The organism is Pseudomonas sp. PGPPP1 (assembly GCF_002255865.1).
Taxonomy (GTDB): domain Bacteria; phylum Pseudomonadota; class Gammaproteobacteria; order Pseudomonadales; family Pseudomonadaceae; genus Aquipseudomonas; species Aquipseudomonas cremoris.
Genome location: NZ_NKIG01000013.1, coordinates 90,138 through 103,482 on the forward strand (window position 1 = coordinate 90,138; position 13,345 = coordinate 103,482).

The window sequence follows — 13,345 nt, forward strand, 5'->3', positions numbered from 1 at the left end:
CCGCGTCATGCATCACCCCAACGCCTTTCTGGAGAAACTCACCAGCAGTTCGCTGCGCCTGAATAAAGGCTTGCTGGTGCTGGGCGCGTTGGTGCTGCTGTTGCTGGGCATCAGCTACCTGGGGGTGCTGCGCATGGTCGATGAGCAGCGCGACACCTTGCAGTTTCACTTCGCCCGGCTGATGGAAAACATCCGCGAACAGGAAGCCTTTCTCGGCGATATCTCAAAAGGAAGCACCAAGGGCGAATTCAACCCCTCCGCCCTGCTGCCGCCGTTTATGCAAAAGCCGCTGCCTGAAGAAGGCCCGAATATTTATGAAGGCCGTGGGTTGCCGTTCTCCTTGCCCTACAGCCTGAAAATCAACCCCGACAAAATCAGCACGTACCAATACCCCAAAGTCTTCGCCCTGGGCACCTACCTGTCGGCGTACTACAGCGCGTTCTGGGCAGCGTCCCATTACCAGGCCCCGCAGGTGGTGGTGGTCAACGGGCCGGATAATTTCGACATCAGCGTGCCCGCCACTGGCCGACTGCGTGATGGCGGCCACGTGCACATCGGCGTGCTGGTAGACGTGATGACCCAATTGAATGAGCGCCTGCGTGTACAGAACGCATCACTCACGGATCACCTCGTGCACTGGGAACCCTATGACACCGCCCCCGATGGCAAGGACGCCCCCATGCTGTTGGGCTATGTCGATATCAACCTGGCGTCGACCGCGCTGACCATCGACGGCGCCAACACTTGGGTGGTGGTGGCTTCGCTGCTGGACCTGTCCAAGGTCAATAACATCGAGCGGCTGATGCAATGGTCGATCTACGACGACTTCACGTTGATCACCCCCGGTGGCGTAGTCCTGACAGGTGCCGTGAAACCCGGCCAAGCACTGCAGGAAGGCGTGAACTTCAACCGCGACGGCCTGGTGTTCAAGCTCACCAGCCAGGGCGAACACCACTGGACGGCGATCTATGTGATCAGCCTGCAACGTTTTCTCGACTACGCACTGTGGCCATTGCTCTGCCTGGTGGCGCTGGTGCTGGCGATACTCGGCAGCGGTCGCGTTTTCAATCGTTGGTACAGGGCGCGGGTGGTACTGCCCGCCCATCAAGCCCATGCCAGCATCGCCGAAAGCGAAGCGTTCAGCCGCGCCGTCATCGACACCGCGCCCACCGGCCTGTGCGTAATTCGTCGCAGCGATCATCGCGTGCTCTTGCAGAACCAGCGCGCCCAGCAGTGGCAAGACGCGCGCCCGCTGTTCGACCTACTCAAACAACAGCACTCGACTGCACCCGGCCAGGCCGACCTTGAGAGCGATGGCCGTCACTTGCATGTCGCCTTCCTGCCCACCCGCTACCAGGGCCAGGACGCTTGGCTGTGCGCGATGCATGACGTGACCCGGCATATTGAAGACGCTGCCGCCCTGGAAGACGCACGCCAGGCTGCCGACTCGGCGAACCAGGCCAAGAGCCGTTTTCTCGCGACCATGAGCCATGAAATCCGCACGCCGCTGTACGGTGTACTTGGGACGTTGGAGCTACTCGGCCTGACGCCCCTCGCGCCGCGTCAGCAGGATTACCTGCAGACCATCCAACGCTCCTCCACCACCCTGTTCCAACTGATCAGTGATGTGCTGGACGTGTCGAAGATCGAGGCCGGGCAGATGACGCTCGAACTCCAGGAGTTCTGCCCGCTGGAACTGACCGAAGACAGTGTGCGTACCTACAGCGCCTTTGCCCGGTCAAAGGGCTTGCAACTGTATGCCTGTATCGACGCAGGCCTGCCGGATCGGCTGCGCGGTGACCCACTGCGCATCCGCCAGATCCTCAATAACCTGCTGAGCAATGCGATCAAGTTCACCGATAACGGCCACGTCGTGTTGCGCCTGCGCGTCCTGGACAATACCGAGGGCCGGGTGAGCCTGCACTGGCAGGTCAGTGATTCGGGCGTGGGCATTTCCCAGGCGCAGCAACAACAGCTGTTCGACCCGTTCTACCAGGCCGAAGATGCCACCAGCCAGGCCGGTGCCGGCCTGGGCCTGGCGATTTGCAAATGGCTGTGCGAGCTGATGCAAGGCCAATTGAACGTGGTGAGCGAACCCGGCCTGGGCAGCAGTTTTACCCTGCAAATCGCCCTGGAACCCGCCCCCGGCGCGCTGGCAGACTGCCCCGTCTTCAGCCCCGGCATGCCTGCCGTGTATGTACGCGCTCAAGTGCCTGAACGGGTGCATCACCTGGTCAATTGGCTCAAGCGGTTGGGGCTCGATGGCCGCGCGTTTTCGAACGACATGCCGCCCGGCGCGTTGCTGGTTGATCTGGGCCACGACCTGGCTTGGTCCGGCACACGCATTCTCGCCACGGCAGGCGGGCCGAACCCGGCGCAGCCAAGCGGTGCCGATTGGGCCGTCGACGCTGACGATATCCGTGCGATCGCCTGGGCCGTCCACCTGGCACAGCAAGGTGCCACCCGCGGTCACCGCCCTGCACTACCCGCCACAGCACGGCCGTTGAACCTGCAGGTGTTGGTGGCCGAAGACAACGTGATCAACGCCGCAATCATCAAGGAACAACTGGAAGCGCTGGGCTGCACGGTGACATTGGCTGCCAACGGCGAACAGGCGCTGATGCAGTGGGTGCCAGGGCGCTTTGACCTGGTGCTGACCGACGTGAACATGCCGGTGATGAATGGCTATCAGTTGACCGAGGCACTGCGCCGACAAGACACCGCACTGCCGATCATCGGGATCACCGCCAATGCCCTGCGCGAAGAAGGCCAACAGTGTGCAGCCGTCGGTATGAATGCCTGGATGGTCAAGCCGCTGAACCTAGCCACTCTGCGCACGCAGTTGGAAAAACACTGCAAGATCGAGGTGCCTGCCGTCGTCGACATGCCGCCGTTGTCGCCCAGAATGCGCGAGCTGTTTGTCACGACGCTGCGTCAGGATGTGCAGGCCACCTTGACCGCGCTAGACAATCGGGACGCCAATGGCGCGGCGCAGCAACTGCACAGCATGGCCGGAGCCTTGGGCGCGGTACAGGTCGCTGACATGGCTGGTGCCTTTGTCGAGCTTGAACTGCGCCTGACTGGCATGGCGGTCACCCCGGCCCTGGCTCTGGACGTACGGCAGACCCTCGCTCGACTCACCGCGTTGCTCGACACTCTTGAATAACCTCACTCTGGATAATCAACCGATGGAAACCCTCAACGTTGTCATTGCAGACGATCACCCCATCGTGCTGGTCGGGGTACGGGAACTGGTCGAGCGCGATGAACGCTTTCGCGTGGTGGGCGAAGCCGTGTGTTCCAACGAACTGATCGAGCTGCTGCAAAGCACCGCCGTGGACTTGGTGATCACCGACTTCAACATGCCCGCGGACTCGCCCTACGGCGACGGCCTCAAGCTCGTGGAGTATCTGGTGCGACACTTTCCCCACGTGCGCGTGCTGGTACTGACGATGATCTCCAACCCGTTGATCCTCACGCGCTTGCAGGAGCTGGGCGTGCTCGCGGTGATCCAGAAAAACCAACTGCACAACGAGATCCAGGCGGCGCTGAAGGCCATTGCCCGAGGCAGTCCGGTTCGCAGCAAGGGCACGCAACCGACCTCGGTACTGGAATCGTCCGATCTTGACGAGCGCTTCACTCGGCTGTCCCCTAAGGAACACGAAATTCTGCGTTTGTTTGTATCAGGACAAAGTGTCAATGACATTGCACGCGGGTTGAACCGCAGTGCCAAAACCATCAGCACACAAAAAGTCGCGGCCATGCGCAAGTTGGAAGTCAGCAGCGACCAAGACTTGTTGGCTTATTGCATAGAGCGCAACTTGTTCAACTAACACTCACTTCTAGGGATCGTCTGATGTCCTACTAATCACCGGCGCCTTATCGTGTTGTTTTAACCCCACCAAGGAAAACAACATGAAGAAGCTGTCTCGCACTCTTCTGGCCCTGTCGATCTTCTCCGCCGGCACTGCGTTCGCCGCCGACCCTCCGGTAACACCGACCAAGGCCGGCAGCGGCACCATCAACTTTACCGGATCCATCAACAACGATGCCTGCTCCGTCGAGGGTATCGGGGCTAACAAAACCATCTCGGTGAACATGGGCGAAGTGTCGATCAAGGACATGGGCACCGCGACCGCGCCGAAAGGCAACGGCACCCTGAGCGCCGAGAACTTCGACATGAAGATCAACTGCAACGCTGGCACCAAGGTGGCGATGATTTTCGAGCCGACCAAGGGCGCGGGTTCCGGCATCGTCACCGGCACCAAAGTGCTGAAGCTGATCGACGGTCTGGGCGCTGCCAAGAACGTGGGTATCGCCCTGCTGGATGCCAACGGTGCGTTGATCGACCTGAGCTCGCCGAGCACCGCGAAGATCGAGAACACTCTGCAGGACAGTAACACCACGCTGAAATTCTCGGCCGCCTATGTCACCACCGTCGACGCGGCCTCTGCCGTGGCCGGACGCGGCGACGCGACCCTGCCGTTCACCCTGCAGTACGAATAACTCCAGCCCGATGCGGGGCCTGCGGGCCTCGCACATCTCTCGATCCTAGCGGTAGCCATTATGTTTTTTCGCCCTTCACTGTCCTTCTGCGCAGGCCTGCTCGGTTTGCTTGCGGTCGGCCAGGCCACAGCCGGTATTTCGTTGAGTAGCACACGCCTGGTGTTCGATGGACAACACAAAGAAGCTGGGATCACCGTGCGCAACAGCGGAGAAGACGTGTTGATCCAGTCCTGGGTCGACACCGCGGATGCCAGCACGGTGCCCTTTGCCGTGACCCCGCCGTTGGCAAGGGTCCGGGACAATGAGCAGCAACTGTTGCGGGTGATCTACGAAGGCACGGGCATGCCCACTGACCGCGAGTCGGTGGTGTGGCTCAACGTGCAGGAAATCCCCCAGGCCTCGAAAACCCAGAACACCTTGCAGCTTGCCGTGCGCCAGCGCATCAAGGTGTTCTTCCGCCCAGCGGGGCTGAACAACAACGCTTACCTGGCACCGACCGAACTGGCCTGGCAGTTGGCCGAACTTGATGGCAAGCCCGTGCTCAAGGTCAGCAACCCCGGGGTTTATCACGTGTCGATTGCCGACATCACGCTACAGGCCGGTGCCGTCAGTGAACACCCGTTCGATTCGATGATGATTGCGCCCGGTGAACGAAAAGAGTTTGTGCTCAAGCAACTCAAGTCCACCCAGGCGTTGCAGTTGAAGTTCAGCAGCATCAATGACTACGGCGCACAAGACCGTTACACCGCGCAACTTTCCAATAGCGCGCCCACTCGGGCCGGCTTGAACAAAGAGTCGCCATAACGCGCCTGCGTTTAACGCAGCCGCACTTTCACTGTATTTCTCTTCGCTCCGCTAGTTCGTATCGGAGGTGATATAGGGTTCCTGCATGTTTGTATTTAAGCGCGATGGATTGGCACCGTTATTGATTGCCTTGGGCTTCAGTTCGGTGTGCCAGGCAGAAGGCGATGAACAGTTCAACACGTCTTTTTTACAAGGTGCGGCCTCTTCCGTCGACCTGCACGCCCTGCTCTCCAGCAGCAGTGTGGTGCCGGGTAATTACCGGGTCGACCTCTACGGCAACGAGATCCTGGTGGGCCGGCGCGATATCGACTTTCGCCGCAACCCCGGCAACGGTCGAATAGAAGCCTGCCTGACCCTGGAAATGTTGCAACAACTGGGGGTCGATACCGATGCCTTGCAGGCCAGCGGCAAGCTCGTCGACACCGACCCGAATGCCTGCCTGGACCTGCCCGCACTGATCGAGCATGCCAGCGTGCGCTACGACATACCGCGCCTGCGCCTGCTGGTCAGCGTGCCGCAACGCGCCATGGCGCGCGGCCGTCGCGGTTATGTCGACCCGGCCCTGTGGGACGAAGGCGTACCCGCTGCATTTATCAATTACCAACTGAGCAGCAACCGCAGCAGCACCGACGCCGACACGACGCTTTCAAATAACCTGGGCCTGCGCAACGGCATTAACCTGGGCGCGTGGCGGCTGCGCAACGAGTCGAACTTCAACAGCAGCACCGGTAGCCCCAGCACGTTCAAAAGCAACCGCAGTTACCTGCAACATGACGTGACCGTGTTGAAGGGCCAGTTCAGTGCCGGGGATATTTTCTCGGATGCGGACCTGTTCGACAGCGTGCGATATCGCGGCCTGAAGCTGGCTTCCGATGACGGCATGCGCGCTGACAGCGAACGCGGCTACGCGCCGATCGTCCGTGGCATTGCGCAGTCCAGCGCCACCGTGGAAATTCGCCAGAACAACTACATCCTCTACACCGCCAACGTACCGCCGGGCCCGTTCGAGATCAGCGACATCTACCCCAGCGGCTCCAACGGTGACCTCGAGATCACCGTGATCGAAGCCAATGGCCAACGTCGGGTGACCGTGCAGGCGTTTTCCAGCCTGCCGATCATGGTGCGTGAAGGCCAGTTGAAATACAGCGTCTCGGCCGGCCAATACAACAGCAATAGCGATACACAAAAGAAGCCGCAGTTTGTCAGCAGCACCCTTGCGTATGGCGTGAGCAGCAACTTGTCGGGGATTGTCGGGGTGCAAGCCACCCAAGACTTCCAGGCGCTGTCGGTCGGAGCCGGGCGCAACACGGTGATTGGCGCAGTGTCACTGGACATGACTCACTCCGTGAGCCGCACCTTTGGCCAGCAGGTCACGGGTAACAGCCTGCGCGCGCTGTATGCCAAGACCTTTACCGGCACTGACACCAACTTCACCCTGGCGGCCTATCGGTATTCCACCGAGGGCTACCGCACCTTGAGCGACCATGTCGACGAGTTGAGCAACGAGGGCCAGAAGCGCACGGGCAACTCGAAAACCCGTACCGACCTGACCGTCAACCAGAGCCTGGGCCGCAACCAGCAGTTTGGCAGCGTGTACGTCAACGCCAGTGACCAGCGTTACTGGGGCCGCGGCGGTTCACAAAGCCTGTCGGCGGGCTACAGCAACTACTGGGGCGACGTCAGCTACAACCTTGGCGCCACCTACACCAAGGATGTGGGCAACTATGGACCGGCGAACAACGACACTCTGGTCAACCTGTCATTGTCCTTCCCGCTGGGCTCGGCGCCGCGCGCGCCAAGGGCGTTCGTTTCTGCCAGTACGCAAAAAGACAATGACACCACGCAAATGGGCATCAACGGCTACCTGACGCAGAACAGCGACACCTATTACTCGTTGCAAGGCGGCTATAGCAGCTCCGGCGGCAGTACCGGTTCAGCCAACCTCAGCACCCGCACCTCGGTGATGGACATCAGCGGCGGCTACAGCCAGGGCCGTGGGTACAACACACAGAACCTCAACGTGGCAGGATCGGTGGTGGCCCACGCGGGCGGTATCAACCTGGGGCAGACCGTGGGCGAGACGTTTGCACTGGCGCAGGTCGAAGGCGTGTCGGGGGTGAAGATCGGCAGTTTCAGCGGGGCAAAGACCGCCGGAAACGGCTATGCAGTGGTGCCGAATGCGCAACCCTACCGAGTTAACTGGATCAGCCTGGACACGCGTGACCTGGGCGGCGACATCGAGATTGATAACGCCACCCAGCAAGTGGTGCCGCGACGCGGGGCAGTGGTGTTGGCACGCTATGCCAGCAAGAGCGGGCGACGGGTGCAGTTCGAGTTGTTTGATGCCCAACACCAACCGATTCCGTTCGGCGCCTCACTGGAAGACCGTGCAGGCAAGCAGGTAGCCATTGCCGACCCCAGCGGCAAGGCGCTGGCGTTGGTTGAGCAGGACACCGGCACGCTGATCATCAAGTGGGCCGAGCGGCAATGCGAGGCAAGCTATGCGCTGGGGGAACGCAATAAGGCGCTGAACTATGAGCGGGTTGCGCTGACATGCGCTCCCAAACTCTAGAAACACCCCTGATCAATGTGGGAGGGGGCAAGCCTCCTCCCACATTTCTTTGCCTGTGAGCCTCAAAAATCCCGTTTGTAGAAGATATCCAGCGAGCTGGCCACACCACTTGCCACTTCCAGATACACCTTCTTGCTCAACAAATACCGCAACGCGATCGTGCTGGCTGGTTCGAACACGCCCACCCCATAACGCAGGCTGAGCTTTTCGGTGATCTTGCCGCTGGCCACCACCGCCGTGGAGGTGCCGCTGCCTTGGGTGTCGAGTTCAAAGTCCTGGATGCCCAGGTTCTTGGCCAGGTCCGAAGTAACCCCGGCGCTGCCCATCAAGCCCAGGCCCAATGCGGCTTGGGCGAGCATGTTGTTGTCTTCACCGGTGCTGCTCAACGGACGGCCCAGCACCAGGTAGGACAGCGCCTGCTCCTGGCTCATGGCCGGCTCCGAGAAGATCTGCGTGGTGGGCTGCTCGGCGCTGCCGCTCAGACGGATACCGGCGATGATGTCGTCGGTCTTGCGGATGGCCTCGATGTCGAGGTACGGCTGGTCGAGCGGACCGGCGAACAGCAGGCGCGCACGCCGCACATCGAGTTTCTGGCCGTAGGCGCGGTAGCGGCCATCGTTAAGCCATAGCTCGCCTCGGGTGTCGAGGTTGTCACCGATATGCACGTGGCCCTGGACCTTGGCGGTAAGGCCAAAGCCCGAGAAGTTGAGCTGGTCTTCACCCACTGCCACGTCGATATCCATGGCCATGGCCATCGGCGGTTTGCCCTCCTCGGTCTGGCTGCCGACGATCACGGTGTCATCCGACACCTTGACGGTGGACGGTGGCAGCTCGCGCACGGTGATATCGCCGCGCGGGATCTGCACCTTGCCGGCGATGGCCAGCTTGTCATTCTTCATGCTGATTTTCAGGTCGGGCGCCACTTCCAGCACGGCGTAGGGCTCCACCGTGACCGGCAACTGCGAGCCTTGAAGGCTGAGGTCCACCACCAACGCTTGGCCCCAATCGATCTGCCCCTTGAGGCTGCCCTGCCCGGCCTTGCCGCTGCGCCACGCGCCATTGAGCTGCACGCTTTCACCGGCGATCAGCGCCTGCACGTTCAGGCCTTCCAGGCTGATGGGCAGCTCGGGGCCGGAGACTTCACCGCCGATCAAGTTCACATTGCCGTTGACCTGAGGCGCCAACAGACCACCCGAGATGCGACCGTTACCGTTGAGCTTGCCGTTGAGTTTTTCCACCATCGGCACAAATGGCCGCGCCACCGCGAGGTCCAGGCCAGTGAGGCTGAAATTGCCGGTGATGGGTTTGTTCTTGGGCAGCGGGTTGATCTGCGCCTGCACCATCAGCTCGCCGAGCTTGCCGCCACGGAAATTCAACTGAGTGTCGATACGCTTGGGGTTAAGAGTGGTTTCCAGCTTCAGGGTGTCGTAGGGAAAGTCCAGCCACTGGTCCTTGTCCTTGACCCGCAGGGTGCCGCCGCTGGCGTCTACCGACACCACGCCTTTGGGGCCGCTGGCGGGCAGGTCGAGTTGCACGTCGGCGTTGAGCTTGCCCTGCCACGCGAAGTCCTTGGGCAAGAACGCCGCCAGGCTGTCGATGGGGAACTGCTTGAGGTGGTAACGCAGCTTGGGCTCGGGCATCAGGCGCTGGTCTTCACCGCACAGGCTCGCCGCGCCGGACACCCAGCAATGTGCGGCGAAGGTCAGCTTGCCGTCAGCCAGGCGCTCGATCTTCGCTGGGGCTTGCAGCTTCCAGTCCTGGCCACCGGCCTGCACATCGCCACTGGCCAGGCGCCCGCGCCAATTACCCTTGTCGAGGTTGCCGTCCAACGCCAGGGCCAACTTGACCAGCGGTCCGGCCAGGTCCAGTTGCACCTTCTGGCTCTTGATATCGCCTTGGGCGCTGGCGGTGAGCGTGCCGACCTGAGTGTCGCCGGATTGAATGCCGCTGCCCTTGAGGTCGATTTTCGCGCGCTGGGCGTTATCGAGGGTCGCGTCGAGGGTGAGGTTTTGCAGGCGATTGTCGGCGAAAGCCAGTTGCTGGCCCTTGAGATCGAGTTTGCCCTGCGGTGCCTTGAGGCTGCCCGCAACGTCGAGACGGCCATTGATCTGCCCGCGCAATTGCGGCCACAACTGGGCCAGGCGCGCCAACTTGATATCAATCTGCCCGGCCAGGCGTTGTTGCAGGCTACCGCTGCCGTTGATGCGGTTGTCACCCAGACGAATATCCAGGTTGGCCAGGGTCCACTGCTCACCCGCGCCTTCGGCCTTGGCCGCCAGCACAGCGGTTTGCCCGCGCAGGCGACCCTTGAGGTCGAGGTCGGCATTGAGCTTGAGTTGCTCGCTCTTGAACTCGCCCTTGCTGCGCAGCGGCCCGGCGAGGGTGCCAGGCAACTCGGCGACCCAGTACGCCGGGTTCAGTGCCGACAGGTCCAGCGCCGTATCCCAGGCGATGCCATCGGCGAACTGGACGTTCAGGTGGCCTTCGGCCTTGCCCTGGCCTGCCGTGAGTTTCAGCTCGGGCAGGAAGATTTGCTTGAGGTCGCCACTGAACGGCGTGACCACATTGAACTTGCCCGCCGGGCCGTCGAGGTCGGCCTTGAGGTTGCCCAGGTAGTTGCCGTCTTTATAGGAAATCTCACCATTAAAGGTACGCAACGCGACCTGAGGCTCGTCGATCAGCGGATAGAGGCGATGCCAAGGGAAATCCAGCCAGTCGATCTTGGCGTCGGCGCTGAAACCTTGCTGCCAGTCCAATTGGGCGGTGAGTTTGAGGCTTTGTTTTTCGCCTGCCGTCAGGTCCAAGCCGGCAATCTGCGCGCCCTTGGCGTCGACCTTGCCTTGCAGCAGCAGGTCCACCGGGCCCTTTTGCGCAGGTAGCACGGCTTTGCCCAGCAGTTGATAGCCACGGCTCAGGTCGCCTTTGGCGGTGAGGTCCAGTTGATTGAGTTGCAGGGTGTCGGGCAGGTCGGCGCTGGGCTTGAAGCCATCGGCGGTAATATGCACCTGAGCTGGCAGGTTCTGAACCAGCGGTTGCAGCTCGCCGGTGAGCTTGGCGGGCAGGTAGCCGCTGCTGTCGGCGTCGAGCTTGAGGGTCTTGAGCAGGTCACCATCGACCTTGAGCGCGACCTTCCACGGTGCGCCATCCGGCGCGTACGGCAGGCTCAGGTTACCGGTGGCGATCAACGGCCAATCGCCGACAGGTTGCAGCAACCCGGCCAGGTCCAAGACAAGGCCATCGCGTTGCAGGTGCACCGAGTCGATCTGCATGCCAGCAGAGGTCCAATGCGCCGCCAATTGCAGGCCCTTGAGTTCTTCGCTGCCGTTATACAGCAGGCTACCTACGCGAACGTCGCCCAACTGGATGGCAACCGGCAGCTTCAGCTCGGGCAATTGGATCGGCCCGCTGCTTTCTTCGGTGCTGGGAGGAAATTGCAGGCTGACCTGCTCCACATCCAACTGATTGATGCACAAGGTCATGCGCAACAGGCACGCGGGCGACCAATCAAACGTCGGCGTGGTGAGCTCGACACGGCTGCCATCCTGCTGCCACAGCAGGTGATCGGCGCTCCACTGGCCACCCAAGTGGCCTTGGAAGTTCTCGATGGTCAACCCCGGCACGCGGCCCAGGGCCCAGTGGCTGCCGGCCTGGGTACCGAGTACCGTCCACAGCGCCAGCAACACCAACGCGAGGATGGTCAACACGGCCAGCCCCGCTACTTTCAAACCACGCATCACAGCTCAGGCCCCATGGAAAAGTGCAAACGAATGCCGCCCGGATCTTCGAGGGCATGGGCCAGGTCAAGGCGAATCGGGCCAACCGGCGAAACCCAGCGGATACCGACGCCGACGCCGGTTTTCAAACTGGGCATTTCCAGGGTGTTGAAGGAGTTGCCCTGGTCGATGAAGGTCGCGATCCGCCATTTTTCGGCGATGGAATATTGATACTCGGCGCTCATGGCTACCATGTAGCGACCACCGATGCGGTCGCCCCGATCGTTCTCGGGTGACAAGGTCTGATACTCGTAGCCGCGCACGCTCTGGTCGCCACCGGCAAAGAAGCGCAGCGACGGCGGCACCGACTTGTAGCCATTGGTGGCGCTGCCGCCGAACTGCGCACGCGCGAGGAAGCGGTGGTTATCCCACAGGGTGGTCAGGCCCTTGATCATGGCCGTGCCATAAAGCAGGTTGGTGTCGGAGCCCAGCCCTTCCTTGGCCACCTTGGTATCGAACTGCAGGCGATAGCCATTGTGCGGGTCGATGCGGTTGTCACTGCGCAGGTAGGAATAGCTGACGCCCGGCATGACCAGGTTGCTGAGGCCGGAATCATTGCCCAGGCGATATTCTTCGCGCTGGTATTTGAGTGAGATCACCCGGGTCCAGCCGCTGGGCAACTTGCTGTGCCATTCAGGGCCGAGGGTGAGCAATTTACTCACGGTGTCGGTGTTGGCGATTTCTTCGTTCTGGTAACCACCGGCAAAACGCAGCTTGTCTGTGAGCGGTGGGTCCAGTGGAATGTCGTACCACAGGCCGACGTTCTGGCGCGGCGCCGACAACTCGGCCTCCCAGCCATAGCTGTGGCCCTGGGGGTTGACCCAGTGCCGGGTCCAGTTGGCTTTGCCGCGCGGGCCGACGTCGGTGGAGTAACCGAGGCCCAGGCCCATGGTGCGCGGCTTGCGGGTTTCCAGTTGCACCGCCACCGGGATCACATCGTTGGTCGAAGCGGCTGGCGCTGCGTCCACGCGCACACCTTCGAAGAAGCCACTGCCTTGCAGGTTCTGATTGAGTTCGGCGATCAGTTCGGAGTCGTAAGGGGTGCCACTTTTGAACGGCACCATGCGTTGCAGCAGTTCGTCATCAAAGGGTGTATCGCCCTTGAAGTTGACCTTGCCCAATGTATAGCGCGGGCCACTGTCGTAGATCAGTTCGATATCGGCCACACCGGCCTGCGGGTCCACCGAGAGCTTCTGGCGGGTAAAGCGCCCACTGAAAAAGCCGTAGCGCGAGGCCTGGTTCTGGATCAGACGCTTGGCGTCTTCGTAATGGCCGTGGTTGAGCACGGCACCGGATTTGAGGTCGTCGCTGGCGGGCACGCGAAACGCCTTGAGGTTCGCGGCCTCGCCGTCGACCCGAATGGTCACGTTGCGCAAATGCACCGGTTCGCCGGGGTCGATGCTGAGGATCAGGCGCGGGTTCTTGCCGCCCTTCACGTCACTTTCGATCTGTGGCTGATAGAAGCCCAGAGCCTGGGCGGCTTTGCGCGCCTGCTCCTCGGCGCCGCGGCTGAACCGCAGCAACGCCTCTTCATCACGATCGCCCACCCCGCCGATGTAGCCTTCGATGTTGGCTTTCAACGCGTCGTTTGAGGGCTTGATCCGCACGTCCAGTTCGCTTTGCGCCAACGCGCCGCAGCTTGTGAACAGCAGAATCAAGCCGCTGGTGTATCTTCCTGGAAACTTCATAG

At 61.5% G+C, this 13,345-nt stretch carries 7 protein-coding genes; 5 read left to right on the forward strand and 2 right to left on the reverse strand.

Annotated features, from left to right (window positions below; genetic code table 11):
• The first annotated feature begins 7 nt into the window (after nucleotides 1-7).
• The 5 genes from CFE47_RS16080 to CFE47_RS16100 all read left to right on the forward strand — a co-directional run bounded on the left by CFE47_RS16080 (nucleotide 8) and on the right by CFE47_RS16100 (nucleotide 7,882).
• Complete coding sequence (locus CFE47_RS16080; protein WP_286838405.1) at nucleotides 8-3,166, forward strand: hybrid sensor histidine kinase/response regulator; 3,159 nt, start codon at nucleotides 8-10, stop codon at nucleotides 3,164-3,166.
• A gap of 22 nt (nucleotides 3,167-3,188) precedes the next feature.
• Complete coding sequence (locus CFE47_RS16085; RefSeq protein WP_286838407.1) at nucleotides 3,189-3,833, forward strand: response regulator; 645 nt, start codon at nucleotides 3,189-3,191, stop codon at nucleotides 3,831-3,833.
• Between the two features lie 82 nt (nucleotides 3,834-3,915).
• Nucleotides 3,916-4,506, forward strand: coding sequence for a fimbrial protein (locus CFE47_RS16090; protein ID WP_286838410.1), 591 nt, complete (start codon nucleotides 3,916-3,918; stop codon nucleotides 4,504-4,506).
• A gap of 60 nt (nucleotides 4,507-4,566) precedes the next feature.
• Nucleotides 4,567-5,310 carry a fimbrial biogenesis chaperone gene (locus CFE47_RS16095; protein WP_286838412.1) on the forward strand — a complete coding sequence of 248 codons (744 nt, stop codon included), beginning with the start codon at nucleotides 4,567-4,569 and terminating at the stop codon, nucleotides 5,308-5,310.
• 85 nt (nucleotides 5,311-5,395) lie between these two features.
• Complete coding sequence (locus CFE47_RS16100) at nucleotides 5,396-7,882, forward strand: fimbria/pilus outer membrane usher protein (protein ID WP_286838413.1); 2,487 nt, start codon at nucleotides 5,396-5,398, stop codon at nucleotides 7,880-7,882.
• Between the two features lie 62 nt (nucleotides 7,883-7,944).
• Here CFE47_RS16100 and CFE47_RS16105 read toward each other — a convergent pair whose 3' ends face one another.
• Together CFE47_RS16105 and CFE47_RS16110 are read right to left on the reverse strand one after the other, a co-directional pair.
• A complete protein-coding gene (locus tag CFE47_RS16105; RefSeq protein ID WP_286838415.1) occupies nucleotides 7,945-11,616 on the reverse strand; it encodes a translocation/assembly module TamB domain-containing protein in 3,672 nt (1,223 codons plus the stop codon).
• Nucleotides 11,616-13,343 (reverse strand): autotransporter assembly complex protein TamA, encoded by a 1,728-nt coding sequence (locus CFE47_RS16110; protein WP_286838417.1) that lies wholly within the window; start codon nucleotides 13,341-13,343, stop codon nucleotides 11,616-11,618. The genes CFE47_RS16105 and CFE47_RS16110 overlap by 1 nt, the downstream gene beginning before the upstream one ends.
• Nucleotides 13,344-13,345: the final 2 nt, after the last annotated feature.